Annotated in this window: 20 protein-coding genes; 8 read left to right on the plus strand and 12 right to left on the minus strand. The window is 70.8% G+C overall.

The window, feature by feature from the left end; translation table 11 throughout:
* Window positions 1–43 precede the first annotated feature (43 nt).
* The 6 genes from fxsT to ACIQWX_RS16595 all read right to left on the minus strand — a co-directional run bounded on the left by fxsT (window position 44) and on the right by ACIQWX_RS16595 (window position 11,630).
* Window positions 44–4,231, minus strand: coding sequence for an FxSxx-COOH system tetratricopeptide repeat protein (gene fxsT / locus ACIQWX_RS16570; protein ID WP_400870962.1), 4,188 nt, complete (start codon window positions 4,229–4,231; stop codon window positions 44–46).
* A gap of 4 nt (window positions 4,232–4,235) precedes the next feature.
* Window positions 4,236–5,249: an AAA family ATPase gene (locus ACIQWX_RS16575; protein ID WP_400870966.1), complete on the minus strand. Its 1,014-nt coding sequence runs from the start codon at window positions 5,247–5,249 to the stop codon at window positions 4,236–4,238.
* The gene (locus ACIQWX_RS16580; RefSeq protein ID WP_400870969.1) at window positions 5,246–6,727 is read right to left on the minus strand and encodes a hypothetical protein; all 1,482 of its coding nucleotides are present in this window, start codon (window positions 6,725–6,727) and stop codon (window positions 5,246–5,248) included. The genes ACIQWX_RS16575 and ACIQWX_RS16580 overlap by 4 nt, the downstream gene beginning before the upstream one ends.
* A gap of 175 nt (window positions 6,728–6,902) precedes the next feature.
* Entirely contained in the window at window positions 6,903–8,390 is a 1,488-nt protein-coding gene (locus ACIQWX_RS16585) for a tetratricopeptide repeat protein (RefSeq protein WP_400870972.1), read from the minus strand.
* A 533-nt stretch (window positions 8,391–8,923) separates the two neighbouring features.
* A complete protein-coding gene (katG, locus tag ACIQWX_RS16590; RefSeq protein ID WP_400870975.1) occupies window positions 8,924–11,182 on the minus strand; it encodes a catalase/peroxidase HPI in 2,259 nt (752 codons plus the stop codon).
* Between the two features lie 22 nt (window positions 11,183–11,204).
* Entirely contained in the window at window positions 11,205–11,630 is a 426-nt protein-coding gene (locus tag ACIQWX_RS16595) for a Fur family transcriptional regulator (RefSeq protein ID WP_364521905.1), read from the minus strand.
* Window positions 11,631–11,933: 303 nt separating this feature from the next.
* On the opposite strand from ACIQWX_RS16595, the gene ACIQWX_RS16600 reads away from it, so the two are divergent.
* The 3 genes from ACIQWX_RS16600 to ACIQWX_RS16610 all read left to right on the plus strand — a co-directional run bounded on the left by ACIQWX_RS16600 (window position 11,934) and on the right by ACIQWX_RS16610 (window position 14,124).
* Window positions 11,934–12,377 carry a hypothetical protein gene (locus ACIQWX_RS16600; protein ID WP_400870978.1) on the plus strand — a complete coding sequence of 148 codons (444 nt, stop codon included), beginning with the start codon at window positions 11,934–11,936 and terminating at the stop codon, window positions 12,375–12,377.
* A gap of 16 nt (window positions 12,378–12,393) precedes the next feature.
* The gene (locus ACIQWX_RS16605; protein WP_400870981.1) at window positions 12,394–13,011 is read left to right on the plus strand and encodes a hypothetical protein; all 618 of its coding nucleotides are present in this window, start codon (window positions 12,394–12,396) and stop codon (window positions 13,009–13,011) included.
* Between the two features lie 90 nt (window positions 13,012–13,101).
* A complete protein-coding gene (locus tag ACIQWX_RS16610; protein ID WP_400870984.1) occupies window positions 13,102–14,124 on the plus strand; it encodes an LLM class flavin-dependent oxidoreductase in 1,023 nt (340 codons plus the stop codon).
* Between the two features lie 4 nt (window positions 14,125–14,128).
* On the opposite strand, the gene ACIQWX_RS16615 is transcribed toward ACIQWX_RS16610, so the two are convergent.
* Window positions 14,129–14,707, minus strand: coding sequence for a TetR/AcrR family transcriptional regulator (locus tag ACIQWX_RS16615; protein WP_400870987.1), 579 nt, complete (start codon window positions 14,705–14,707; stop codon window positions 14,129–14,131).
* Window positions 14,708–14,801: 94 nt separating this feature from the next.
* Between ACIQWX_RS16615 and ACIQWX_RS16620 the strand changes: the two genes are divergently transcribed.
* Together ACIQWX_RS16620 and ACIQWX_RS16625 are read left to right on the plus strand one after the other, a co-directional pair.
* Window positions 14,802–15,233: a tautomerase family protein gene (locus ACIQWX_RS16620; RefSeq protein WP_400875788.1), complete on the plus strand. Its 432-nt coding sequence runs from the start codon at window positions 14,802–14,804 to the stop codon at window positions 15,231–15,233.
* Window positions 15,226–16,230, plus strand: coding sequence for a zinc-binding dehydrogenase (locus ACIQWX_RS16625; protein ID WP_400870990.1), 1,005 nt, complete (start codon window positions 15,226–15,228; stop codon window positions 16,228–16,230). Before ACIQWX_RS16620 ends, ACIQWX_RS16625 begins: the two co-directional genes overlap by 8 nt.
* A gap of 45 nt (window positions 16,231–16,275) precedes the next feature.
* Here ACIQWX_RS16625 and ACIQWX_RS16630 read toward each other — a convergent pair whose 3' ends face one another.
* On the minus strand, window positions 16,276–17,037 hold the full coding sequence (locus ACIQWX_RS16630) for a polysaccharide lyase family 7 protein (protein WP_400870993.1): 762 nt from the start codon (window positions 17,035–17,037) through the stop codon (window positions 16,276–16,278).
* Between the two features lie 230 nt (window positions 17,038–17,267).
* Between ACIQWX_RS16630 and ACIQWX_RS16635 the strand changes: the two genes are divergently transcribed.
* The gene (locus ACIQWX_RS16635) at window positions 17,268–18,059 is read left to right on the plus strand and encodes a S1 family peptidase (RefSeq protein WP_400870996.1); all 792 of its coding nucleotides are present in this window, start codon (window positions 17,268–17,270) and stop codon (window positions 18,057–18,059) included.
* Window positions 18,060–18,080: 21 nt separating this feature from the next.
* On the opposite strand, the gene ACIQWX_RS16640 is transcribed toward ACIQWX_RS16635, so the two are convergent.
* The gene (locus tag ACIQWX_RS16640; protein ID WP_400870999.1) at window positions 18,081–19,484 is read right to left on the minus strand and encodes an alpha/beta hydrolase; all 1,404 of its coding nucleotides are present in this window, start codon (window positions 19,482–19,484) and stop codon (window positions 18,081–18,083) included.
* Between the two features lie 150 nt (window positions 19,485–19,634).
* Here ACIQWX_RS16640 and bglX point away from each other — a divergent pair, with 150 nt between their 5' ends.
* Window positions 19,635–21,899: a beta-glucosidase BglX gene (gene bglX, locus ACIQWX_RS16645; protein WP_400871002.1), complete on the plus strand. Its 2,265-nt coding sequence runs from the start codon at window positions 19,635–19,637 to the stop codon at window positions 21,897–21,899.
* Here bglX and ACIQWX_RS16650 read toward each other — a convergent pair.
* Window positions 21,886–22,503 (minus strand): class I SAM-dependent methyltransferase, encoded by a 618-nt coding sequence (locus ACIQWX_RS16650; RefSeq protein WP_400871005.1) that lies wholly within the window; start codon window positions 22,501–22,503, stop codon window positions 21,886–21,888. The two genes, bglX and ACIQWX_RS16650, sit on opposite strands and share 14 nt — an antisense overlap.
* A 37-nt stretch (window positions 22,504–22,540) precedes the next feature.
* On the opposite strand from ACIQWX_RS16650, the gene ACIQWX_RS16655 reads away from it, so the two are divergent.
* Entirely contained in the window at window positions 22,541–22,969 is a 429-nt protein-coding gene (locus tag ACIQWX_RS16655) for a MerR family transcriptional regulator (RefSeq protein WP_400871008.1), read from the plus strand.
* Here the strand turns inward: ACIQWX_RS16655 and mftD are convergent.
* On the minus strand, window positions 22,961–24,151 hold the full coding sequence (mftD, locus tag ACIQWX_RS16660; RefSeq protein WP_400871011.1) for a pre-mycofactocin synthase MftD: 1,191 nt from the start codon (window positions 24,149–24,151) through the stop codon (window positions 22,961–22,963). The two genes, ACIQWX_RS16655 and mftD, sit on opposite strands and share 9 nt — an antisense overlap.
* Window positions 24,148–25,569, minus strand: a complete 1,422-nt coding sequence (mftF, locus tag ACIQWX_RS16665; RefSeq protein ID WP_400871014.1) for a mycofactocin biosynthesis glycosyltransferase MftF — start codon at window positions 25,567–25,569, stop codon at window positions 24,148–24,150. Before mftF ends, mftD begins: the two co-directional genes overlap by 4 nt.
* Between the last annotated feature and the right edge of the window lie 99 nt (window positions 25,570–25,668).

Raw genomic sequence — 25,668 nt, forward strand, 5'->3', positions numbered from 1 at the left:
CGGCGGTTTCCCGGCCGGAGGCTCCGTGCGACGACCTGTCAGGTCAGATCTGCATCGGGTCGATGTCGCAGTTGGCGCGGTGGTTGAACTGCGCGTCCGTGGTCGCCGGGTGCTCCGAACCGAGAACCTGGCGCAGCCGCTGGACGACGTTCAGCTGGAGGCTGTCCGCTTCTTTCTCGCGGCCGAGACCCCGCAGGTCGAGCGCTTGGTTGACCAGCAGCGCCAACGTCGACGGGTGGTCCACGCCGAGTGCGGTTTCGGACCGTTCGAACGTTGCGACGTCGAGCGCGTACGCGGCTTCGTAGTCACCTGATTCGGCCAGGTCGCTGGCGAAGTTGGTTGCGCAGACCAGGGTGAACGGGTGATCCGCACCCAGCGCTTCCGTCATGTCGGCCAAGGCGCGTTCGCTCAGTTCCCGCGCTTGTTCGACCGATCCGAGCAGGCGCAGCGTGACGGCGAGGTTGGTCGCGGCGGCCACGCTGAACGGGTGCTTCTCGCCCCAGCTCGCCTCGTACAGGCCCTTGACGTGTTCACCCAGCCGCCGCGCTTCGGCGAGGTTGTGGTCCTGGCGGTGCTCGATCGACAGGTCCATCGCCGCGGACATCGCGTCCGGGTGGGATTCCCCGTACTTGGTGACCAGCCCGTCGGTGGCCTCCATGGCCAGGGTCAGCGCCTTCTTGTCGCGGTGCTGACCGGCCTTGCGGTACGCGATCGCGAGGTTCTTGATGGCCGACAGCGTCATCGGGTGCCGGCCGCCGAGCTGGGCCCGCATGCGCCGGACAGTGTCCTCCTGCTCGGTCCGCGCCCGCAGGTAGTCACCCGTTTCCCGCAGGTCGACCGACCAGTTGTCCAGCGTCAGCAGCGTGTGCCGGTGGTCCGCGCCCAGGACGGTCTGTTTGCGCTGCGCCGTCCGTTCGTCCAGCTCGCGGGCCCCGCGGAAGTCACCGACCAGCCGGAGGCTGAGTGCGTAGTTGTTGGCCGCGGCCAGGGTGTCCGGATCTTCGTCGCCGAACCGGTCCAGTGCACTCAGGTAGGCGGACTCGTTCATCTTGCGGGCTCGCTCGAAGTCGCCCTTCGCCCGCAGGTCCGAGGCTACGCCGTGCATGGTGAGCAGCGTTTCTTCGTGCGTTTCGCCCAGTGTTTCCCGCATCAGCGCCAAGGTCCGCTCCGCGACGTTGCGGCCTTCCTCGAACCGGCCGAGCGCGCGGAGCATGCGGCCCCACCAACGGGAAATGACGAGCGTGTCGGCGTGCTTCTCGCCGAGTTTCTCGTTCCAGAACTGCGCGTAGTCCCTGGCCATTTCCAGGGCGCCCGCCGGGTCGCCGAACGCGAAGAGGTAGTTGACGGCGTTGATCGCCATCCGGCGCACCCAGCGGTCGGTGCAGTTGCGGGCGTCGACGGCGCGGATGTGCGGCAGCATTTCCGCGTAGCGCGGCCAGTAGTCGACCGAGTCGGGTTGTTTGGGGTCCCGGTTGGCGAGCAGCAGGTGCGCGGTGTGCCGGACGCGCTCCTGGTCCTCCGGCCCGAGTTTGTTGCGCAGCACCAGCTGCACCAGCCGGTGGAGCTGCAGGGTGTCGCTGCGGTGGTCGATCTTGGCGAGGCTGTAGCGGTTGATTTCGCGAATCGCGCGACCGAGCTGGATGGGGTCGCCCAGCGTCTGCTCGAGGGCTTCGGACGTCGGGACGTTGCGGACACCGCTGAACATCGCCCGGGGAATCGGCTCGGGGGAGAAGAAGGCGCAGACTTCGAGCAGTTCCAGCGCGCCCGGGTTCTCGTCACGCAGCCTGTCCAGCGAGACGTTCCACGCGGCTTCGACCGCGACGTCGTAGTCCGCGGGCGGCCGCGACTGGAGCAGTTCGGTCCGCTTGTTCTCGAAGAGTTCGAGGTACTCGTCGGTCGCCATGCCGGTCTCGGCGCGCCACGCGGCGGCCTGTTCCACGGCCAGCGGGAGATCACCCAGCACGGTGGCCAGCCGGTCGGCGTCGTCGTCGGCGAGATCGCGGTTGCGGCGCTGCAGCAGCTCGCGGCTTTCCGACCGCCGGAAGACGTCGACCTCGACCGCCTGCGAGACCTCGCCCCACTGCGGATTCCGTGACGTCACCAGGATGTGGCCCTCACCGCGCCGCGGCCAGAACTTGCGGACGTCCTCGGGCCGGTCGGCGTTGTCGAACACCAGCAGCCAGCGGCGGTACGGTTCGCCGCTGCCCAGCGCCTCGAGCGCGGCGGGCACCGCGGTGTCGACGGACTGCTCCACCGGAAGGTCGAGCCGCTTCGCGAGTTTCACCAGCGACGCTTGGATTTCCGACTGGTTCTCCGAGGGAATCCACCAGATCAGGTCGTATTCTTCGGCGTGGCGGTAGACGTACTCGACCGCGATCTGCGATTTGCCGATGCCGCCCATCCCGTGCAGCGCGCCGGGCAGTACGGCTGTACGGGTGGATTTGGACAGTTCATCGTGCAACGCCCGCAGGATGTCCCCGCGCCCGATGAAGTTGACATTGCGCAGCGGAACGCCGCCCCAGACGGCGGGCTGCTGGCCGGAGTGGCGGACCTCGGTGCCCGGCTCCGAACTCGTGGTGGTCACTGAAGTCCCTCGAGGCTTGATCGGTTCAGCTTGGGAATCGGATGCGGCGGACCTTACATCACCGTCAATCGCACCCGCGGTGAGGTCGTTACGCGAGTTCCGGAACCGGTCCAAGGCTTCACCCAATCGGTTCGCCCTCCGGGTGTACGGTCCGGAGAGGGCTCTCAAAGTGTCACGCTGAACGGTCAAGAAAGGTTCATTCTGCACTGTCACCGCAGGTAGATCGGTTTTATCCGGCTTGTTCAGCACTTCTCTCAGATTCGCGACCGCCGGCTCTTGCGAACCCAGGACGTCTTGAACCACTCGCAGGACCCGTGCGGTGTCCGCACGTGAAGCCAGAGCGAGCAACCGCCGCCGCAGTCCCGGTGCGAAGTCGTACTCGACCGGACTTCCGCCGCCCGGGTTCGCCGGTACGCGGTGCAGCAATCGGCTCAGCTGGATCTCCGCCAGGTGGGCAGGCCGTGCCTGGGGAACCAGGGTTCCGTGCACCGCCTGCATCACTCGCAGGGTGAGCGGTGCCGCGGCGAGCAACCCTGCCAATCGAATCGCGGGCGAGGTGCCCGTGGCGAGGAACCGGTCGAGCCTTTCGGTCGGAGAAGGTGTGTGTCCAGTATGCTCCGCGCGGTCCTCGGTGTCTTCGTTCATAGGGGGGACCAGTACCGGTAACCGCACACCGGGAGTACCGGCGATGAGTTCGGCCCAGCGGTGCACGTGCCGGGGCTCCAGCTCCAGCACGGGAATCGGGTTGCGCGTCCCGGGGCGGACCCCTCGCAAGACCTGTGACACCACGCTCACGCCTGTCCAGCTCCAGCGCTCGGCCGGCAGGAGGTGGAACAGGCTGACCTGGCATGTCTTGGCCCACAAGGACAGCAGCTCGAACATGGACCCGCTGCGCCACGCGTTGCCCACTCCGTCACTGAGCACGACGATGACGCGCCGCCCGGTGGGATCGGCCAATTGTGCCGGCTCGCACCGGGTACCCGGTGCGGTTTCCACGAATCGGACGACCAGCTCGTCGGTGTCCACCGAAACCGTCTTGACGTCGGAAAACGCGCCCTGCCTTTCCAGCAGGGCGCGAAAGGCGCGGGAAGTGCGTTCCCAGAACACCATCGAGGAACCGCGATCGACGACCAGCACGACCTCGAACGGGTGACCTCGCGAGGCCCGGTGCACCGGCAGCCACACCTTGGTCTCCGCCGCGGCGACCGCCGTTTCTTCCTCGTCCAGTTCGACCTTGTGCTTCAGCCGGACGAGCCGGTTCAACGGCCGCAGCGCCTTCGCCAGACCTTGCGGCAGGCTCGGCGGCACCGCGCGGACCGGCCGTGGTGCCGAGGGCTTGCGCGTTCGCGGCAGCGCGGGCACCGGTTCGGGTGAAGCGGGCGCCGATTCCGGGTGATCGCCCGGCCGGCCCGGGTCCGGGCGGCCCGGCGGCAGGTGGTCGACGCGGGGTTCGGCAGGTGACGCCGGTTCGGGTTCCGGTTCCGGTTCCGGTGGGGGCGGCGGAGGCGGAGGCGGCGGATCGGGACGCGGAGCCGCTCGCGCGTGCGGCGATCCGCTCGCCGCGATGCGGGCGGCGAGCCACACCGCGTCGGCGATCTCGTCCGCGCTGAGCGCCTCGGTGGGGAGGCGGTCGACCGGGTCGGCCATCGGCTCAGTCCGTTCCTTGGACGTTGAGCCGCCGCCACAAAGTGCCGCGCAGCACCTCCCAGTTCGCGTCGTGCTGGTGGGCGCCCGACGTCGTCAGGTGCAGGGCGTTGAGCAGCTGGTCGTTGGCGAGACCGCCTTCCTCGCCGCTGCTGGCGAGGAATTCGTGGATCAGGTCGTCGCTGCGGGGCGGCACGTCGCGGAAGTGCGCCGCGACCATGCTCACGAGCTGTTCGAAACCGGGCTGCGGCATGTCGAGCCGCAGGCAGCGGCGCAGGAACGCGGGCGGGAAGTCCCGTTCCCCGTTGCTCGTCACCACGACGACGGGGAAAGCGCGGCACTGCACGTGCCCGTCGCGCACGGCCGCCCGGCCGCCGCGGTCGTGGGTGAAGACGGTGACCTCGGGCCGGGTGGCGGCGATCCGGGTCAGCGGCTGGATCTCGAAGTCGCCGTCCTCGAACACCGCCAGCAGGTCGTTGGGCAGGTCGATGTCCGACTTGTCGAGCTCGTCGATCAGGAGCACCCGTGGCCGGTCGTAGGGCAGCAGCGCGGTGCCGAGCGGGCCGAGGCGGACGAACCCGCCGATGTCGGCGCCCTCCTCGGTCGCGGCGGCCTGGACCCGGCCGATGGCGTCGTAGGTGTACAGCCCGTCGCGCGAGATCGTGCGGCTGCTGATCGGCCAGCGCAGCACCGGACCCAGCCCCAGCTCCCGCGCGATCTTGTAGGCCAGGCTGGACTTGCCGGTGCCGGGCTTGCCGGTGATCAGCAGCGGCCGTCGCAGGTACAGCGCCGCGTTCACGGTCAGCACCTCTTCGAGCGTCGCGTCCCGCGCGGAGGCCATGGCCGGCACACCGAGCCGCCGGACGAACTCGGCGTCGGACGCGGAGGGGACCGGCAGCGCCGGCCCGCCGTCGAATGCGCGCCAGCTGGGCGGTGCGGGCAGTTCGGGGACCTCGTCACCGGCGGGCGGCAGCCCGTGGCCGCGGTAGACGCACCATGGCGGGATCCCGTCGAAGCTCATCGAGCGGGCACCTCCTCGATCGGGGCCGCAGGGGGATCCTGCGGCTCGACGGGCCGGTCCGGGTCGTCCCACAAGAGGGAAACCCGGCTGCCCACGTGGGAATCGGGGCGGGCCACCTGCCGGGCCCGGCTGCGCAGCAGGCGCAGCTTTTCGACGAGCTCGGGCAGGAACTCCTGCAGGGACTTGATCTCCGCTTCGAACGCCGCGCGGGCGCTCTCGGTGCGGTGCCAGATCATCACCGGGATCCCCGTCCGGACGCCGACGAGCATCTCGCCGGGGTCCGGGCCCTCCGGCGCCGAGCGCAGCACCAGCGAAACGACTTTCTTCTGCTCGGCCAGCTTGGCGTCGAGCGCGGTCAGGTGCCGCCGCCGGGCGCCGTCGCTCCACAGCCAGTGCTCTTCCGGCGTGGTCAGCCCGGGAGGCACCTTCTTGAGCAGGTCCCAGCGCCGCCGCCATTCGCGGTGCCAGCGGGGCGAACGCGCGCGGTCGAGACTGCGGACGACGACTTGGTAGTGCAGGCCGAGCGGGCGCGGCAGGGGGCTGCCTGCCTCGAGGTCCCACTGGTCGACGGGCAGGTTCAGCAGCGAATAGGGGAGCAGGAACTCGATCCGGATCGCCGTGGCGTCCTTCGCCCAGCCGGTTTCGGCCTCGGCGACGAGGTCGGCGACGTGCGCGCGGATGTCGCCGAGATCGCCGGTGAACGGCTCGCTCCGCCGCGGCCGCCACCCGGTCGGATCGTTGTGCCGCCAGTGCACCACCACGAGCATGCCGGTGTCGAGCAGGTCCGGCTCGATCCGGATCACGAGGTAGGCGACAACCTCTTCGGGGGCGGCGGGTTCGGTGGCCTGCGCCAACCGGACGGCCTGGACCTGCTCGGTCACTTCCAGGCGTGCGGCCTGGCGGTCGTTCCAGCTGCGCAGCCCTTCGGCGCGCTGGTCGTCCGCGGCGGCCGCGAGGTACTCGACGAACAGCAGCAAGGGTGGGATCCCGTCGGGCTGCGCGTTCATCCGTTCCAGCGTCGCGAGCGCGTCCGCCGGCCGGTGGTCGGCCGAGGTCAGCTCGGCCGCGGGCCCGGCGGCGGCCCGCACGAGCTCGGCCAGCCGGCTGCTCGGGTTTTCGCCCAGCAGCGTCAGCAGCTCCTGGCGGTCGTATTCGGTGACGAGGTCGAGAGTGGCCATGTCCTCGACGGCGGACCGCGCCCGCTGCACGGGGATGGACCCGGGCTCCATCTGCTCGACGGCGTCGACGAAGGCGGCGAGTGCCCGCGGGTGCTGCCGCCGGCAGGCCTGCACGATGCCGATCAGGCTGGCCCGTGTGGTCGGCAGATCCTCGACGACGAGCGGCATGCCGAGGTGGTCGGCGAGCAGCTCCAGGCAGAGGCGCCGGCTGCCCGGGTCGCGCAGGGACGGGATCTGCTCCAGGCAGTCGATGAGGAACCCCAGGGAGCTCGGGTAGTCAGAGCCGTTCCACGACGTCACCCCGCCCCTCCCTCGCCCTCCGGAGTTAAGGGGATATCCCAGCATGCCCCCGTTGGACAACCGCTGTGGTGCTATCTCAACCGGACGGCCTATTGCGGGCTGCCGGACGGACTCCGCATCGGAACCACTGGCGGACGGCTGCGCGGAAGGGTCGAAGAGTGAGGCAAGCCTGCGGTCACCGTGCCTCGGCCGCTCCGGCTGTTTCGATGCGCGCCCTGACCTCGGTAGCACGCTGGGGCCGGCTGTAGCTGTCGAAGAGGGCCGCGGCTTCACGCCAGCACTCGATGGCGCCGGCCGTGTCGCCGCCGAGGTTCAGCAAGACCCCCAGCGTGTCGAGAGGTTCGGCGACCACCAGTGAGGTGTAGTTCACTCCACGACCCTCGGCGATCGCTTTCCTGCAGAGCGCGATCGCCTCGCCGTGCTGCCCGAGCCCCAGATGGGCGCGCGCCAGGCAATGCGTCGAGTGGACCGCACCAGCGACATCGCCGGACCGGCGACGGAGCTCAAGGCTTCTTTCGCCGTGCCGGAGAGCCTCTTCGAAGCGGTGCAGGCCGGAGAGGGCCGAGCTGATGTTGCCCTCGATGACCGATTCGAGCCGACCGGTGTCGATGCCCCGGCTGAGAGGCAACGCCTCGTGGAAACACGGTAGGGCGTCCTCGTGGTTCCCCAGCATTGAGCGAAGGAGGCCGATCCCGTTCAGTGCATTGGCGAGCTGTCGATCGTCGGCGAGCTTCCGGGCGGCGGAGAGGGCACGTTCGAAGTTGTCGCGGGCTTCGTCCCACCTGCCTGTGTTGATCAAAACCTCGCCCAGCCAATTGTGGAAGCGGGTTTCGGCCTGGCGGTCTCCGGTTGACCGGGCACAGATCAAGCCGAACCTCGCTCCTTCGAGCTCGTCGTACCACCGTCCGTTCCGGCCGAGGAAGCGGCTGTTTTCGGCGAGGTTCAGGCCCTGGTCGTACATTTGCGTCTCGACGGCTTGCTGGAGGACCAGAAGCATGTTCCCCCGTTCGTCCTCGAGCCAAGACAACGCCTGGGCGGCGTCGCGGATATCCGGCGTCCGGTGTGCCGAGGTTCTGAACTTCGCCGGTGTTCGTGGGTGAGCCGGGTACAGCAGCTCGTCGCAGAGGTAGGCGGTCTTCGCGTACCAGCCGAGGAAGGCTTCGATCGCTTCGTGCCGCTCTTGCGCGTCGTCGTATCGATGTGCTTGATCGAAGGCGTATACGCGAAGGAGATCATGGAATTGGTACCTGTTTCCGCGGGACGGCTCGATCAAGTGCACCGTCGTCAGGCTTTCGAGCTGCCGGCGGGCCTCGGCTGAATTCAGATCGGCGAGCGCGGCCGCGGTGTGCAGGCTGAAGTCGGAGCCCGGAAGCAGGCCCAGCCGCCGGAACAAGCGCGCCGGCGCGGTCGCGAGTTGCTGGTACGACCAGTCGAACACGGCTCGTACGGCCGCTCGCTCGTCGCCGCCGGGGCTGAGTGCGTCGAGCCGGAAGCGATCGTCGGCCAGTTCGTCGACGACTTCCGCGACGGTGCAGAGGGGAGTGCTCGTGACCCGGCCGGCAGCGATTCTCAACGCCAAGGGGAGCCTGGCGCACAGCCTCACCAAGTCACCGAGCGCGGCCGGCTCCGCTGCGGCACGCTGTGTCCCGACGATGCCGCTCACCAGGGCCGATGAAGCGGGTTGCTCCCTCGGTGACCACCAGACCGGTCAGGCTGTCGCGGCTCGTCACCACGACCACACAGCGAGGCGACGCCGGCAGCAACGGGCGGACTTGCTCGGCCCTGTTCGCGTTGTCGAGGACGACTACGACGCTTTTGTCGGACAGCAATGACCGGAAAAGCGCGGATTGCGCCTCGACGCTCGGCGGTATCCGTTCAGGACGGACTCCGAGGGCTCTGAGGAATCCATCGAGCACTTCGCCGGGAGCCGCAGGCGTGCCCGGTCCGTACCCACGAAGATTGACGTACAGCGTGCCGTCCGGAAAAGGTGCTGCACGTGATGAGTCCAATGCACGGCCAGGGTCGTCTTTCCGATACCCGCTGTCCCGTCGACGGCCGAGATGACCACAGCACCCGATGTTTCCTCGCTGCCGCTTCGGGGGAGGAGCGCGTCCAGGGCGGCGAGGTGTTCGGCGCGTCCCGCGAAATCGCGAACCGGGCCCGGCCGAAGATCGGCCGGGCCCGTCGTAGAAGGAATCAGACCAGGTCGAACCGGTCCAGCTCCATGACCTTCGTCCACGCCGCCACGAAGTCCGACACGAACTTCTCGCGCGCGTCGTCGCTCGCGTACACCTCGGCCAGTGCCCGCAGCTGGGAGTTGGCGCCGAAGACCAGGTCGACCGCCGTGGCCGTCCACTTCAGCTTCTCCGTGGTCACGTCGAGGATCTCGTACACGTTCTCCTCGGACTCCGACGCCTTCCACTTCGTGCCCGGGGCGAGCAGGTTGGCGAAGAAGTCGTTCGTCAGCACGCCCGGCTGGTCGGTCAGGACGCCGTGCCCGCCGTCGGACAGGGCGCGCATCCCGCCCACCAGCACCGTCATCTCCGGGGCCGTCAGGTTCAGCAGGTACGCGCGGTCGACCAGGAGCGTCTCCGGCTGGAGCTTCTCGCCCGCCCGCAGGTAGTTGCGGAACCCGTCGGCGCGGGGCTCGAGCACCTTGAACGAGTCGACGTCCGTCTGCTCCTGCGTGGCGTCCGTGCGGCCCGGGTGGAACGGCACGGTCGTCTCGACACCCGCGTCGCGCGCCGCCTTCTCGACCGCCGCCGAGCCCGCCAGCACGATCAGGTCGGCCAGCGAGATCTGCGCGCCGCCCGCCTCGTTGAACTCGCGCTGGATGCCCTCGAGCCGGTCGAGCACCGGCCCGACCCCCTCGTTGACGGCCCAGCCGCGCTGCGGCTCCAGGCGGATGCGGGCACCGTTCGCGCCACCGCGCTTGTCGGTGGAGCGGAAGCTCGCGGCCGACGCCCACGCCGTCGAAACCAGCTGGGACACCGAAAGACCGGACTCCAGCACCTTCGCCTTGAGCGCGGTGATGTCGGCGTCACCGACGAGCTCGCCCTCGACCGCCGGCACCGGGTCCTGCCACAGCTGCGGCTCGGCCACCCACGGGCCCAGGAAGCGGCTGACCGGGCCCATGTCGCGGTGCAGCAGCTTGTACCACGCCTTGGCGAACGCCAGCGCGAACTCGTCCGGGTTCTCCAGGAAGCGGCGCGAGATCGGGCCGTACACCGGGTCGAAGCGCAGCGACAGGTCCGTCGTCAGCATCGTCGGCTTGTGCTTCTTGTCCGGGTCGTAGGCGTCCGGGATGATCTCCGGCGCGTCCTTGGCGACGTACTGCTTGCCGCCACCCGGGCTCGTCGTGAGCTCCCACTCGTAGCCGAACAGGATCTCGAAGAAGCGGTTGCTCCACTCGGTCGGCTTGTCGGTCCACGTCACCTCGAGGCCACTGGTGATCGCGTCCGCGCCCTTGCCGCTGCCGTGGGTGCTCAGCCAGCCGAGGCCCTGCGTCTCCAGCTGCGCGCCCTCGGGCTCCGGGCCCACGTGGTCGTCGGCCACGCCGGCGCCGTGGGTCTTGCCGAAGGTGTGGCCACCGGCGATGAGGGCGACGGTCTCCTCGTCGTTCATCGCCATCCGGGCGAAGGTCTCGCGGATGAAGTGGGCCGCCGCCTCGAAGTCCGCGCTGCCGCGGGGACCCTCGGGGTTGACGTAGATGAGGCCCATCTCGGTCGCGCCGAGCTCGGGCACCATCTCCGAGTCGCTCGCGTAGCGCTCGTCGCCCAGCCAGTCGTCCTCGGGGCCCCAGAAGATCTCCTCGGGCTCCCAGGTGTCGACGCGGCCGAAGCCGAAGCCGAAGGTCTTGAAGCCCATCGACTCCAGGGCCACGTTGCCGGCCAGCACCAGCAGGTCGGCCCACGAGATCTTCTGGCCGTACTTCTGCTTGACCGGCCAGAGCAGGCGGCGCGCCTTGTCGAGGTTGGCGTTGTCCGGCCAGCTGTTCAGCGGCGCGAAGCGCTGCCCGCCGTCACCGGCGCCGCCGCGGCCGTCGTGGATGCGGTAGGTGCCCGCCGCGTGCCAGCTCATCCGGATCATCAGGCCGCCGTAGTGGCCGAAGTCCGCCGGCCACCAGTCCTGCGAGGTGGTCAGCACCTCGGTGATGTCCCGCTTGAGGGCCTCGACGTCGAGCTTCGCGAACTCCTTGGCGTAGGCGAAGTTCTCGCCCAGCGGGTTGCTCTTCGACGAGTGCGCGTGCAGCACGGTCAGGTCGAGCTGGTTGGGCCACCAGTCCTTGTTGGAGCGCGGACGGCCACCCGTCTTCGACTTCGGCGAGTCGATCGCCGGGTTCTCGCTCTCGCTGCCGTGCGAGGTCACCGAGTCGTGCGCGACCGGGCAGCCGGCCGCCGCCTTCCGGTCCACACCCTGTGCGCTCGAGGGGGTGTTGTCCTGGGTGTTGCTCATCTACTTCCTTCCGGAGCGGCGATCATTCGGGAGTTCGGGCGGCCGCGCAGTCGGGGCAGGTGCCCCAGTACACGACCTCCGCCTGGTCGATCACGAAACCGTGGTCGTCCGAGGCGGTCAGGCACGGGGTGTGGCCGACGGCGCAGTCGACGTCCGCGATCGCACCGCAGGTGCGGCACACGACGTGGTGGTGGTTGTCCCCGACCCGGGACTCGTACCGGGCGGTCGCGCCCGCGGGCTGGATGCGCCGCACCAGGCCGGTGTCGGTGAGCGCCCGCAGGACGTCGTAGATCGTCTGGTGCGACACCGTCGGGTGCTCGGCCCGCACCAGCTCGATCACCGTCTCGGTGTCCACGTGCGGGTGGTCCCGCAACGCGGTGAGCACGGCCAGCCTCGGCCGCGTCACCCGCAACGAGACCGCTCGCAGCTGTGCCTCGAAGTCGGTCATCACGTCGGCCACCCTAGGGGCCTTCTCTGGAATGAGTCAAGTTATGGCGGGATGAATTTTCATGATCGTGTCACCGAGGGTGACGTGATCGACGTCAGCTGTCACCGGGACGGCGTACTGTACCGCGGCCCCGAGTGGTCCGCACGGCGGCTCCGGGGCCCGCGAGGGAATGGGGCAGACCCCGATGCCCCGATGGGCAACACACGCGCATGGCCGCCGAGAGCGTCGTACTTTCGGAAGGGAAGATCTTTTCGATTCCCTGGAAAGGGGAAAACAATGGCGTGCAAATGGACCAGAACAGCCATGACGGCGGCGGCCGCGGCGGCGAGCGTGAGCCTGCTCGGTGCCGTTCCGGCGGTGGCCGCGACGACGACCCGGCACTGCGTGCTGAACTCGGAAACCGGCGTGCAGAAATGCACCACGGGCACCGAACGCGCGGCGCTGGAGACGCAGGAAGCCGGTCAGGTCGTCCAGGGCACGTTCTTCGACGGTCCCGACTACACGGGGAACTCGCTGACCATCACCGGACCCGAACTGTGCAAGAAGGACGGCTGGGTCAACTGGCAGTTCGACCTCGGCGACGACTGGAAGAACAAGATCTCGTCCGTGCAGCCGTGGGGTGACTGCTGGGTCTGGCTCTACCCGGAGCCGAACCTCGGCGGGGACCGGGACGGCCCGTTCAAGGAGAACACCGGCAACGTCGGGTCCTTCATGAACGACCGCACGCAGTCCATCGGGTTCAGCTGAGCGAGGAGTGATCACCATGACCAGCAAGCGAAACGCGTGGACCGCGGCGGGCCTCGGCCTGCTGACCGCCGCCGGCCTCGTGCTCACGGCGCCCGGCGCGTCGGCCGACGGCGGGCCGACCGCGCGGGAACTGCTCGACAAGTGCGACAACGGCACCGATTCCTGCGTGTTCCACCCGGCCGGTCCGCCGGAAGAGCACACCGGGGCCGGCCACCAGGTCGGCGAAGCGGCCTACAACTGCACCGGTGATCTGCAGCGCAGCACGGTCAACTGGTCGGACACGACGGGGGAGTCGAACAGCTTCGGCGTTTCCCTTTCGGCCGAATACGGGTTCTCGGAAGTGTTCAAAGTGTCGATCGAGACGTCCTACCAGCACACGTGGGAGTCTTCGCACACCGAAGGGCAGGCGACCAACGTCGACGTCCGGCCCGGGGAAAAGGGCTGGGTGGAACGCGCGCCGAAGATGCAGAAGGTGCACGGCACCTACGAAATGCATTTCCCGGACAAGTTCTACGACCACTACATCTGGTACCAGGACTTCGACGCGGACGGCCCGGTGCCCGGCTCGACCGGGGACATCACGCAGCACACCGCGCCGATGACCGACCAGGAGAAGGCCGAGCACTGCGGCTGAGCGCCCCGGCCGCCGCCGCGCTCGGGGTGCGGCGGCGGCCGGCCCGCTCACACCGGGAATCAAACCCGGCCCGCGGACGCTGAACCGGGCGTGAAAAAGATCGGCTTCCTCTCGTTCGGCCACTGGTCGCCGAGCCCGCACTCCGAGACCCGCTCCGCCGTCGACTTCCTGCACCAGTCGATCGACCTGGCGGTCGCGGCCGAGGAGCTCGGCGTCGACGGCGCGTACTTCCGCGTGCACCACTTCGCGCGGCAGGCGGCGAGCCCGTTCCCGCTGCTCTCGGCCATCGGCGCGCGTACGTCGAAGATCGAGATCGGCACCGGCGTGATCGACATGCGCTACGAGAACCCGCTGTACATGGTCGAGGACGCGGGCGCGGCCGACCTGATCTCCGGGGGCAGGCTCCAGCTCGGCATCAGCCGGGGATCCCCCGAGCAGGTCATCGAGGGCTGGCGCTACTTCGGCTACGCACCGGCCGAGGGTGAGACCGACGCCGACATGGCCCGGCAGCACACCGAGGTCTTCCTCAAGCTGCTCGACGGCGAAGGCTTCGCCCAGCCGAACCCGCGGCCGATGTTCGCCAACCCGCCCGGGCTCCTGCGGCTCGAACCGCACTCCGAGGGCCTGCGCGAGCGCATCTGGTGGGGGTCGAGCTCGAACGCGACGAGCGTCTGGGCCGCCAAGCTGGGCATGAACCTGCAGAGCTCGACGCTCAAGGACGACGAGACGGGCGAGCCGCTGCACGTCCAGCAGCGCAAGCAGATCGAGGCCTACCGCGAGGCGTGGAAGGAGGCCGGCCACGAGCGCGAGCCGCGCGTGTCGGTCAGCCGCAGCATCTTCGCGCTGACGAACGACACCGACCGCGCCTACTTCGGCCGCGACCGCAACTCGCGCGACCAGGTCGGCATGATCGACGAGAACACCCGGGCGATCTTCGGCCGGTCGTACGCGGCCGAACCGGACGAGCTGGTGCGAGAGCTTAAGGAGGACGAGGCGGTCCAGGCCGCGGACACCCTGCTGCTGACCATCCCGAACCAGCTGGGCGTCGACTACAACGCGCACGTGCTGGAGAGCATCCTCACCCACGTGGCCCCGGAGCTCGGCTGGCGCTGAGCGATCAGCCCTCGACCGCGGCCGCGACCAGCTTCTCCAGCTGGGCGGCCACGCGGTCGAGGGCTCGTGTGGCCCGCTGGGCGCGGCACACGGCCACCGCGCCCTCGGTCGCCGTGACGACGAGGGTGGCCAGTTGCCCGGCCTCGACCGGCTCGGCGCCGTGCTCCCGCAGCGCGGCGGCGAGCTGGTCCTCCCAGCCCGTGAACACCTCGGCCGCCACCGCGAGGACGGCGTCGTCGTCCGCGGGTTCCTCCACGGACACCGCGAGCACCGGGCACCCGGCCCGGAACCCGGTCCCGGTCAGGATTTCCCGCCACAGCGCGAGGAACGCGCGCAGCCCGTCGACCGGGCCCGCCCGCAGCCGCTTGGCCAGCACCTTCGCCACCGTGTCGCCGGCGAACCGGACCGCTTCGCCCGCCAGTTGCCCCTTCCCGCCGGGGAAGTAGTGGTAGGTGGAGCCCAGCGGGGTCCCGGCGTGCTTGGCGACCTCGCGGATGCTCGTCGCGTTGAGGCCGCGCCGCCGGATCATGTCCGCCGCGCCGGCGACGAGCTGCTGCCGCGACGGCGGTGTGGGCTCGGCCATCGGAGTCCTCCCTTGTCTATAACACTCGTCATAGGGTAGCGTCCGCGCTCGTTATAACGACTGTTATAGCCGGACGAGGAGGCCTGCCGTGCCGATGATCCAGCTGACCGTGCCCGCCGGGGCCCTGACCGCCGAGGGGCGCGAGACCGTCCAGCGCGAGCTCGCGGCGGTGCTGCTGCGCTGGGAAGGCGCACCCGACACCGAGTTCTTCCGCGCCCAGGCGTGGTCCTACCTGTGTGAACTGCCCGCCGGCGCCCAGGCCACCGCCGAAGACGCCGCACCGCGGTTCCTGGTCGACGTCACCGTGCCCGCCGGCGCCGTGTCCGACCGCCGCAAGGCCGGCCTGGTGCGCGAGGCGACCGGCGTCGTGCTGAAGGCGGCCGGGCTGACCGAGACCGACGCGCTCCGCGTGCGGGTGCTGCTCCACGAGCAAGCCGACAGGACCTGGGGTGCGGGTGGCGAGGTCGTCCGCTACGCCGACCTCGTCGCCCTGGCCACCCGGGCGCGGGAGGCGGCCGGTGCGTGAACTGACCTACGTCGCCCGGCGCGCCGTCGAGTGGCGGGAAGCGCCGGATCCGCGGCTCGAGTCCGACCGCGATGCGATCGTCGCCCCGGTCGCGGCGACCTCCTGCGACGTCGACTCCGCGATCCTCGCCGGGCACAGCCCGCTCCCGCCGCCGTTCGCGATCGGGCACGAATGCGTCGCGCGGGTCGTCGAGACCGGCGACGCGATCACCCACGTGGCGCCCGGCGACCTGGTGGTCGTCCCGTGGGCGATCTCCTGCGGCGAGTGCGGCCGCTGCCGGTCCGGCAGGCAGGCGCACTGCGCGTCGGTGCCGCACATGGCGATGTACGGCGCCCCGATCGGCGGCGGCTGGGGCGGGTTGTTCTCCGACCTCGTCCGCGTCCCGTGGGCGGATGCGATGCTGGTCCCGCTGCCCGCCGGGCTCGACCCGGTCGCCCTGGCCTCGGCGAGCGACAACTGGCCGCTCGCGTGGCGGCTGGTCGCCCCGCACCTCGAGGCCCGGCCGGGGGCGCGGGTGCTGGTGCTCGCCCGCGGCAGCATCGGCCTGTACGCCTGCGACATCGCCCGCGCGCTCGGCGCGTCGGACGTGCTCTACGTCGACCCGGACCCGGCGCACCGCGCGCTCGCCGCAAGCTTCGGGGCCCGCACGGCCGAGGCGATCGAGCCGGTCCACCACGGGTTCGACCTGGCGATCGAGTCCACCGGCCGGGTCGACCAGCTCGCCGTGGCCGTGCGGTCGCTGGTGCCCGAGGGGTTCTGCGAAAGCGCGGGCAACCACTTCCGGCCCGGCGAGCTGCCGCTGCTGGAGATGTACCTGACGGGCGTGACGCTGCGCGTCGCCCGCGACAACGTGCGCGCGCACCTGCCGGACGCGCTCGCCCTCGCCGCGTCCGGGCGGGTGGCCCCGGACCGCGTGGTGTCGCACGTGTTCGACTGGGAGGACCTGCCGGGGGCGCTGCCGGAGCGGCACCTCAAACCGGTCTTCGTCAAGCGGTGAGGGGAAAACCGGGTCCGGTGGTGGCGGCCACCGGGCCGGACGGCGTCAGCCGTGCGAAACGGTCAACCCGTAGAACGCGACCCGCGCGCCCTTGGTCGTGCTGTCCGAAGAGGACTGGTTGTACGAACCGGCCTTGAAGTACTGCTTGTACGGCTTGAACGACGACGGGATCGAGTAGTGGGTCGTGCTGCCGTTGACCGTCAGGTCGATGGTGTTCCCGCCCGAGATCCCGATCGTGTAGGTCCAGGTCTTGCCGATCGACACGTGGCCCACCGTGTGCGGCGTCTGGCCGCCGTCGGGGGAGTTCTCGGTGCCGAGCACGATGTCGCCGTTCGAGTGGTAGTACAGCTCCAGCAACGGTTTCGTCGACGAGCCGCCCGTGCCGAGGTGGACCTGGCCCACGCACACGTTCTTCGTCACCGACACCACGCGCAGGGTCGCGCTCAGCTTGTGCGACCCGCTCAGCGACCAGTTCGCGGCGGATCCGTCGCGGTTCATCTCGCGCAGCTCGGACCGCGCGTAGTTCGAGTTCGGGGTGGTGACACCCTTTTCCGGCGCCCAGAAGGTCATCGCGCCGTCGCGGGTGTCGGTGTAGAAGTAGCTGTCCTGGAAGCCGTTCGGGCCCTTGAGCCGGGACGAGGAGATCGTGGTCGGCGAGCCGGGGGAGCCGACCGGCTCCTGCAGCTGCCAGATCCCGAGGTCGAAGTTTCCGCCGGGGGCCACGCCCGGATCGGCCGCCTGCGCGGGTGACGCGGTGGCGACCAGTGCCGGCACGGCCAGCAGGACGAGCAGGGAACGCAAGCGCATCGAGGTGTCCTTTCACGAAGTAAATGGTCTGGACAACCCGGCGGCGTGGGAAAACGGTAAGGCCGTGTTGGCATCATGTCAAGGATTGACTCGAACCCGCTGCTCAAGTCGGACAAAAACCAACCATCGTTGGCAACACGTCAGAAAGCGACTTTCGTAGCTAACCGCGGCCGCCGCGTGTCTGGTCTGCTCCCGGGTACCAGCTTCCAGGTCCTCGAAGGGAGATGTTCATGCAGGTAGACGGACGTTCCGTGGTCCGGCGGGCCGCGACGGCCCTCGCCGTGGCCGCCGCCGTCGTCGTGGTCGCCGCCCCCGGTGCGTCGGCCGGTGACCCGCGGATCGTGGGCGGCACGCCGACCACGATCGAGGAGTTCCCGGCCACCGTCATCTTCAACGTCAACGGCGCGCAGCACTGCGCCGGCACCCTGGTCGCGAAGAACAAGGTGCTCACCGCCGCGCACTGCACCGACGGCGTCGAAGCTGCGCAGATGGAGATCATCGGCGGGCAGACGAAGTTCAGCGACACGTCCGGCACGAAGGCGGGCGTCAGCGACGTCTGGCAGAACCCGGAGTTCGACATGAGCGGGATGCAGCACGACAACGCCGTGCTGACGCTCGACGAGGACCTGCCGTACGAGCCGGCGACGCTGGTGCAGTCGGCCGATGACGCGGCCTACCAGGCCGGCAAGGACGTCACGGTGGTCGGCTGGGGCACGACGTCCGAGGGTGGCGACGTCTCCGACACGCTGCTCGAGGTGTCGGTGCCGGTGGTGGACAACGCCACCTGCGCCGAGAAGTACAGCACCGGCGGGGCCAAGTACGACGAGGCCTCGATGTTCTGCGCGGGCGTGCCCGAAGGCGGCAAGGACTCCTGCCAGGGCGACTCGGGCGGCCCGGCCTACGTCGACGGCAAGCTCGCCGGGATCGTCTCGTGGGGCGAAGGCTGTGCCCGCAAGGACTTCCCCGGCGTGTACACCAACGTCGGCAACGACTACCCGGTGATCAGCTCGCACCTGGGCTGAGCCGGCGCGGGCGGTGGTGGGTCAGGCGGGACAGCCGAAGTCACGGTGGGGTGCCTTCGCGGTCAGCAGGTAGCCGTCCACCGCCGCCCGGGTGCACTCGGTGCGCCGGTAAGCCCCGTGCCCCGAACCCTCGTAGGTCAGCAGCGTGGTGTTCGCCGGCGCCTGGCGGTGGGCGTTCACCGCCCAGGCGTACGGCGTCGCCGGGTCGTAGCGGCTGCTGAGCAGCAGGATCCGCGGCGCTCTCGAGACGTTCAGCCGGTGCGGCGGGTTCGCGGGCGGGCCGGCGACGCCGAGGCAGGCGGTCGCTTCGTCGTGGCCGATCGTGCTGCCGCGCATGATCGGCGACCGGCGCAGCTCTTCGGCGTGCATCGCCGAATACCGCGCGAACGTCGGCATCCGCAGGTCGAAGTCCTGGCAGACGACGGCCAGCCGGATGGAGCCGTAGTTGGGGACGAACCGCGTCCGCACCGGCGAACCGCCGTCTGCGGTGGCGGCGATCACCCGGGCCGCGTCGTCCCAGTCCGGGATGCGCATGTCCTCGTACACCTGGTCGCGCAACCAGTTGTGCGGCAACGGCAACGCGTCGGCCGCGGCCTGCGCCCGGCGCCAGGTCGCCAGGACGTCCCGGCCGTGCAGCGCGCACGTCGTGGTGGCGGCGCACCACGCGGTGAACTGCCCGAAGAGCTCGTCCACGGCGGCGGCCCGGTCACCGACGAAGTGCGCGAGGTCGGCGCTGTGGTCGATGACGCCGTCCAGCACCATCGCGCGGACGTGCTCGCCGTAGCGCTCGGCGTACTGCTGGCCGAGCAGCGTGCCGTAGGAGGCGCCGTGGAAGCTGATCTTGGCCTCGCCCAGCGCGCGGCGGACGGCGTCCAGGTCGCGGGCGTTGGTGGCGGTGTCGGCGTGGTCGAAGACCGGCAGGTTCCGGGCGCGGCAGTCCGTGACCACTTGCCGGTTGAACGCGCGCAGTGCCTCGAACCCCGCTCGGTCGGCGGGCTCGTTGCCGGGCGCGCCGGCCGGGAAGTCGCAATCGACGTAGCCGCTGTGGCCGGTGCCGCGCAGGTCGAAGCCCACGACGTCGAACCGGGCCCGGACCTCCGGGCCGAAGTAGCCGGGAGAAAGCGCGATCTCCGCTCCGGACGAGCCGGGGCCGCCGGCGTCGGCCATGAGCACGCCGATGCGGTGGGCGGAGTCGGTGGCGCGGTGCCGGGCCACCGCGAGGCCGATCGACGGCCCCTGCGGCCGGTTCCAGTCCAGCGGTACCCACAGCGTGCCGCACTCGCCGTCGGGAACGCCGGGGTTGTCCGGGTCGTCCGGACACGTCGTCCAGGCGATCGGGGACGGCGACCACGCCGCGTCCGCGAGGGCGGGCGTCGCGCCGGTCAGCAGGAAAGCGCTTGCCAGGACAGCTCCGAACGCCCGCACGGCGCCCCCTCCACGTGTCGGTCCACGGCCGACCGTAGGCCGCTCGCGGCGGGACCACAAGCGTTCCGGGGCGGGAAAGAACGAACCGGCCGGGCGCGCCGATCGTGCTTATGCTGGCGGCCTTCGTTCTCTCGCGAAAGGGTCCCCGCCATGGAACAGCCCGAGAGCCACGCAGCCACTTCGACCGCCGACGGCGTCAACCGGCGCAGCCTGCTCGCCGGCGTCGGCGGTCTCCTCGCCGCCGGAGGCGTCGCTTCGGCGCTCGCCCCGCCCGCCGCCGCGGACCCCGCCGCGCGGCCCGAACGGAACCCGCGGGTCGAGGACCTGCTCGGGAAGATGACCCTCGCCGAGAAGCTCGGGCAGCTGCAGCTGGTCGGCACCGAAGACCTCGCCCGGACGGCTCTCGCGACCGGCCAGCTGGGCGGGGTCTTCTCCGTCGTCGGCGCCGCGAAGCTCAACGCCCTGCAGAAGATCGCCGTCGAGCGGACCCGGCTGCGCATCCCGCTGATCTTCGGCCTCGACGTGATCCACGGCTACACCACCAACTTCCCGATCCCGCTGGCCCAGGGCGCGAGCTTCGACCCCGGCGTGCCGGCCGCCGACGCGACGGTGTCGGCGAAGGAGGCCCGGCGCAGCGGCATCCACTGGACGTACGCGCCGATGATGGACGTCACCCACGAGCCGCGCTGGGGGCGCATCGCCGAGGGAAACGGCGAAGACCCTTACCTCGTCTCGCGGATGGCCGCGGCGAAGGTCCGCGGCTACCAGGGTGACGACTACTCCTCACCCGACCGCCTCGCCGCCTGCGCCAAGCACTTCGTCGCCTACGGCGGTGCCGAAGGCGGCCGCGACTACAACACCGTCGACGTCTCGCTCCAGCGGCTGCACAACCTCTACCTGCCGCCGTTCAAGGCGAGCGTCGAGGCCGGGGTGGCGACCGTGATGGCCAGCTTCAACACGATCAGCGGGGTCCCCGCGCACGGCAACGGCTACGTCCTGCACGACGTCCTCAAGGGGGCCTACGGGTTCCGCGGGTTCGTCGTCAGCGACTACACCGGCATCGAAGAGCTGATCAACCACGGCCTCGCCGGTGACGGCGCGGACGCCGCGGCGGCCGCGCTGCCCGCCGGCGTCGACATGGAAATGGTCAGCACGAACTACGTCACCTACGGGAGGCAGCTGCTGGACCGGCGCCGGATCACCCGCGACCAGCTCGACGACGCCGTCCGCCGGATCCTGCTGGTCAAGGTCAAGCTCGGCCTCTTCGAGCGGCCGTACGTCGACGAGGCGGGCGAGGTGAAGGCGCCGTCGCCGGCCGCGCTGGCCGCGTCGCGACAGGCCGCCGGGCGGTGCATGGTGCTGCTCAAGAACGACGGGCCGGTGCTGCCGCTGGCCAAGTCCGTGGGCTCGGTGGCCGTCGTCGGCCCGCTCGGCGCGGCGACCTACGACCTCAACGGCACCTGGGCCGGCCTGGGCACCGGCGCGGGCACCACGCCGCCGGTGACCGTGGTGGACGGGATCAAGGCCGCGGCGCCGGGCGCGGCCGTCACCTACACCGCGGGCTGCACGGTCGACGGGAAGGACACCAGCGGGTTCGCCGCCGCCCAGCAGGCCGCCCGCGCGGCCGACGTGACCGTGGTCGTGGTCGGCGAAACCGCCGCGATGAGCGGCGAAGCGGCTGCGCGCAGCACCATCGATTTGCCCGGCGTCCAGCAGCAGCTCGTCGCCGCGATCAAGGACACCGGCAAGCCGTTCGTCGTGGTGCTGGTCAACGGCCGGCCGCTGACGATCCCGTACCTGCACGACAACGCGCCCGCGATCCTGGAGGCGTGGGCGCCGGGCGTGCAGGGCGGGCACGCGGTTGCCGACGTCCTGTTCGGCACGGTCAACCCGGGCGGCAAGCTGCCGGTGAGCTTCCCGCGGGCGGTCGGGCAGATCCCGATCTACTACAACCACGAGAACACCGGCCGGCCCGCCGATCCGGACAACAAGTACACGTCGAAGTACCTCGACCTGGAGACCGGCCCGCTCTACGAGTTCGGCTTCGGCCTGTCGTACACGACGTTCCGCGTCGACGGCCTGCGCCTGTCGGGCACCCGCCTGCCGATCCGCGGCGGCCGGCTCCAGGTGACGGCGACGGTGACCAACACCGGTTCCCGCGCGGGCGACGAGGTCGTCCAGCTCTACCTGCGCGACCCGGTCGCGAGCATCGTCCAGCCGGTCCGGCGGCTGCGCGGGTTCGAGCGGGTGACCCTCGCCGCGGGCGCGTCGCGGACGGTGTCGTTCACGCTGACGCCGGACGACGTCGGCTTCTACGACAACGCCGCGAAGTTCCGGGTGGAGCCGGGCAAGATCGAGGTCTACGTCGGCACCAGCTCGGCGGCCACGCTCACCGCGAGCTTCACCGTGGGGTGACCCCGAGGACGCACGCGACCGGCGGGTCGAGCTCGAGCGTCTCGACCCGCAGTTCGACGAACCCCGCCTGCGCGAGCAAGTCCTGCAGCTCCCGGGCGGCCCGGGCCGTGGTGCCCCGGTCGGCGCCGGGACACCGCGGCTGGGACGCGAGCGCGATCCGGCCACCCGGCCGCAACCGGCCGCGCAGCTCGCGCAGCCGGGCCGGCGGATCGGGCCAGAAGCCCGCGTTGTTGACGGCGAGGACGGCGTCGAGCGGTTCGCCGAACGGCGGCAGCCGGTCCACCGACGTATGGACCAGCTCGATCCGGCCGGCCACGGCCCGGTTGCGCCGGGCCGCCCGGTCCACCATCACCGCCGAGTGGTCGACGCCGTAGACGCGGCCCCGGGTCGCGCGGGCGGCCAGCTCGCCGAGCGCGATCCCGGGGCCGAAGCCGACTTCGAGCACCCGCTCGTCCGGCTGGACGTCGAGGAGGGAGACCACCCAGACGTTGCGCCTGCGGTTCGAACTGCGGTGGGCCATCACCCACCCGGCCACCCGCCCGCCGAGGCCGCGCGGGTGGTGGAACTGCCCGATCATCCGGTGCTTGAGACTCGTCTTGACCATGCCGCGAGTGAACGGCTTCAAGTACGCTCGAAGTCAAATGCCCGAGGAGCAGCTGACGATCGGCGAGCTGGCCCGCCGCACCGGCGTGGCCACTTCGGCGCTGCGCTACTGGGAGGACCAGGGCCTGCTCCCCGCGCCCGAGCGCGTCGCCGGTCAGCGCCGTTATCCGCTGTCGGCCATCACGCAGGTGGGGGAAATCCTGATCCTGCGCGATGTCGGGTTCACCGTCCGCGAACTCAAGACGCTGATCGCCGTGCGCACGTCGGCCGCGCCGGCGTGGCGCGAGCTGCAGCAGCGCAAGCTCGCCGAACTGGACGCCCGGATCGCCCGTGCCCAAGCCGCCCGCACGGCGATCGCGCACGGCCTGGACTGCCCGCACGAAGACGTCCACGACTGCCCGAACTTCCGCCGCGGCGTCGCGGCCCGCCTGGCCGGGGCGACGCTGGAAGAAGCCCACTCACACTGAGCTCCGGGTCCCTTGACCCAGAGCGCGGGGGAACGTCTCCGGGATCCGGACGTCGTCGCGGCTCAGGTCGTGCACGCTCCGGCGGCCGAGCGCCAGCAGCGTCGAGTCGATGCCGTTGCGCAGCACGTCCAGGACGTTTTCGACGCCGGCCTGGCCGTTCGCCGCCAGGCCCCACAGGTACGCGCGGCCGATGAGGACCGCCCGCGCCCCGAGTGCGAGCGCCTTCACCACGTCGCTGCCGCGGCGGATCCCGCCGTCCAGCAGGACTTCCACCTGGTCGCCGACGGCGTCGGCGACCGCCGGGAGCGCGCGGATCGTCGCCGGGGTGCCGTCGAGGTTGTTGCCGCCGTGGTTCGACACGGAGATCGCGCTGACCCCGGCGTCGACCGCGCGCCGGGCTTCGTCGACGCGGATGACGCCCTTGAGCAGGAACGGCCCGTCCCACTGCGAACGCAGCCAGGCCACGTCGTCCCACGACGGCGGGGGCGTCTGCATCCACTGGCCGTAGGCGCCGAAGAAGGTGGGGACCGGGGTGCCGGGCTCGGCCATGTTCGGGACGCTGAGGTCGGGCAGCCGGCGGGTGCGCGCGTAGTCCAGCAGCCAACGCGGGCGGGCCAGCCCTTCGGGCGCGAAGCGCAGCAGCTCGCGAAAGGTCAGCTTTTCGGGGATGTGCGGGCTGCCCCAGTCGCGGCTGTGGGAGAACGACCAGTCGAGCGTGAGGACGAGCCCGGCGGCGCCGGCGCGGCGGGCGCGGTCGAGCCGGCCGAGGATGTCGTCCCGGCTGCCGGTCCAGTAGATCTGGAAGAACGTGTTCGGGTTGGCGGCGACGACCTCCTCGATCGGCTTGCTGGCGAAGGAACTGAGGCCGATCGCGGTGCCGCGGGCAGCCGCCGCGCGGGCGACGGCGACCTCGCCGTCCGGGTGCACCGCCTGCACGCCGGTGGGGGAGATGACCACCGGCAGCGCGATCTCGCGGCCGAGGACCGTCGTGGCGAGCGCGCGTTCGCCGGACTGCCCGGCGGTGCGCGGCGCGAACGTCAGCTCGTCGAACGCGTCGAGGTTGTCCTTGAGCGTCAAGCCTTTTTCGGAACCGGCGATCAGTGCCGAGTAGACGGACGCGGGCAGGCGCTTCTTCGCGCGCCGCTGGGCTTCGGCGATCGATTCGAACCAGGCGTTGCTCATGCGGGGCCTCGCTTTTCCTTGCTGTCGACGCGCAACGGGCGCCAGGAGATCTCGGGCAGCACCGGCGCGGCGGTCCGGTGGATCAGGCAGCCGGCCCAGACGCCGGCGCCGTAGGCGATGTCGTCGGCGAGGGCGGCCGCGGTGTAGCGGACCGGGTCCAGGTCGGGGCGTTGCTTCGCCCACGCGGTCAGCGGCGGGCCGAGCACCAGTGATGCGACGGCGGCCCGGCGGCCCCACCCGCGGGGCACCAGCAGCGCGGCGAGGACCGGCGCGGCGAACTGCGTCCCGCACCGGCCGGCGCCGAGCCAGGTCTGGTGGACGGCGGTGCCCATCGCGCGGACGACGCCTTCGGTGGGGATGTCGTTGTGCCGGAGGGTTTTCAGCATGTTCAGGACGGCGCCGCCGAAGCCGCCGGCCGCGAGCAGGGGCCGCCGGGCGAGCAGCGCGCCGACGGTCAGGGCCGGCCACGGGTGCAGCACGAGCGGCGCGAGGTTCCCGGGGTGGCGCCGGGAAAGGGGCGCGGCGGACGTGCCGTACCGCGCGCGGCGGCCGAGGAGTTCGCGCCAGGTCCCGGGTTCGTGGTGGCCGACGTGGACGTCCGGGGCGTACCGGACCCGGTGGCCCGCCGCGTGCAGCCGCCAGCCGAGGTCGACGTCCTCGCCGACGCGGAGCCCGGGGTCGAACCCGCCGACCTCCCGGAGAGCGGCCCGGCGGGCGACCAGGGCGGCGGTGGGGACGTAGGAGGTCCGGGTCCGCGGAGCGACGCGCGCGGGCCGGTCCCCGAGGTCGAGACTGCCGGCGACGTTCGTGTACCGGCCGGCGGTGGTGTTCTTCGCCAGCGGGCGGACGCGGGGAGCGATCGCGGCGAGCAGGGGGTCGGCGAAGTGGGCGGCGAGGGCTTCGGTCCAGTCACCGGGGGCGACGCAGTCACTGTCCACAAAGGCCACCAGCTCGGTGGTGACGTGGTCGAGCGCGGTGTTCCGGGCCGCGCCGGGGCCGCCGTTTTCGTTCCGGCGGACGAGTTTGGCTCCATGGGCGGCGGCTACTTTCGCGATCGCTTGCGGATCTTTCGAGCCGTCGTCGACGACGAGGACGGGGTGATGGCTGTCGAGGGAGGCCAGGCAGCGGGCGAGGGAGCCGGGCCGGTCGAGGACGGGGACGACGAAGGTGAGATCGGCGGGGCTGGTGGGTTCGGGCGGGATGGGGTGAGCGAGGCCGGCGTCGGTGAGCCGCCGGGCGAGCGCCCCGGCTGGCGTGGAGGTGACGGGCCCGTCGGCGAGTTCTCGCCACGCTTTTCGGCCGGCCGCGGTGAGGCGGAGGACGCGGGCGGGTGAGCCGCCGAACCAGAGGTTTTCGCGGAGTTGTTTGGTGTCTTGATCGAGGACGACCCGGAAGCCGGCGGGGAGGGGAGTGGTCATCGGGCCGCCCCTCCGACCGGCATCAGGGCGCCGATGATTGGATCGCGGGTGGCTTCTCCGAATGCTGCGGGTGCGCCGTCCGGGTCCGGCTGCGGCCCG

This window comes from Amycolatopsis sp. NPDC098790, assembly GCF_044759945.1.
Lineage (GTDB): Bacteria > Actinomycetota > Actinomycetes > Mycobacteriales > Pseudonocardiaceae > Amycolatopsis.

Excerpts from the sequence above, each read along its gene's own strand:
- fxsT (WP_400870962.1), bottom strand. The coding sequence starts at position 4,231 with ATGGCCGACCCGGTCGACCGCCTCCCCACCGAGGCGCTCAGCGCGGAC.
- ACIQWX_RS16575 (WP_400870966.1), bottom strand. The coding sequence starts at position 5,249 with ATGAGCTTCGACGGGATCCCGCCATGGTGCGTCTACCGCGGCCACGGG.
- katG (WP_400870975.1), bottom strand. The coding sequence starts at position 11,182 with ATGAGCAACACCCAGGACAACACCCCCTCGAGCGCACAGGGTGTGGAC.
- ACIQWX_RS16595 (WP_364521905.1), bottom strand. The coding sequence starts at position 11,630 with ATGACCGACTTCGAGGCACAGCTGCGAGCGGTCTCGTTGCGGGTGACG.
- ACIQWX_RS16600 (WP_400870978.1), top strand. The coding sequence starts at position 11,934 with ATGACGGCGGCGGCCGCGGCGGCGAGCGTGAGCCTGCTCGGTGCCGTT.
- ACIQWX_RS16605 (WP_400870981.1), top strand. The coding sequence starts at position 12,394 with ATGACCAGCAAGCGAAACGCGTGGACCGCGGCGGGCCTCGGCCTGCTG.
- ACIQWX_RS16615 (WP_400870987.1), bottom strand. The coding sequence starts at position 14,707 with ATGGCCGAGCCCACACCGCCGTCGCGGCAGCAGCTCGTCGCCGGCGCG.
- ACIQWX_RS16620 (WP_400875788.1), top strand. The coding sequence starts at position 14,802 with ATGATCCAGCTGACCGTGCCCGCCGGGGCCCTGACCGCCGAGGGGCGC.
- ACIQWX_RS16630 (WP_400870993.1), bottom strand. The coding sequence starts at position 17,037 with ATGCGCTTGCGTTCCCTGCTCGTCCTGCTGGCCGTGCCGGCACTGGTC.
- ACIQWX_RS16635 (WP_400870996.1), top strand. The coding sequence starts at position 17,268 with ATGCAGGTAGACGGACGTTCCGTGGTCCGGCGGGCCGCGACGGCCCTC.
- bglX (WP_400871002.1), top strand. The coding sequence starts at position 19,635 with ATGGAACAGCCCGAGAGCCACGCAGCCACTTCGACCGCCGACGGCGTC.
- ACIQWX_RS16650 (WP_400871005.1), bottom strand. The coding sequence starts at position 22,503 with ATGGTCAAGACGAGTCTCAAGCACCGGATGATCGGGCAGTTCCACCAC.
- ACIQWX_RS16655 (WP_400871008.1), top strand. The coding sequence starts at position 22,541 with ATGCCCGAGGAGCAGCTGACGATCGGCGAGCTGGCCCGCCGCACCGGC.
- mftD (WP_400871011.1), bottom strand. The coding sequence starts at position 24,151 with ATGAGCAACGCCTGGTTCGAATCGATCGCCGAAGCCCAGCGGCGCGCG.
- mftF (WP_400871014.1), bottom strand. The coding sequence starts at position 25,569 with ATGACCACTCCCCTCCCCGCCGGCTTCCGGGTCGTCCTCGATCAAGAC.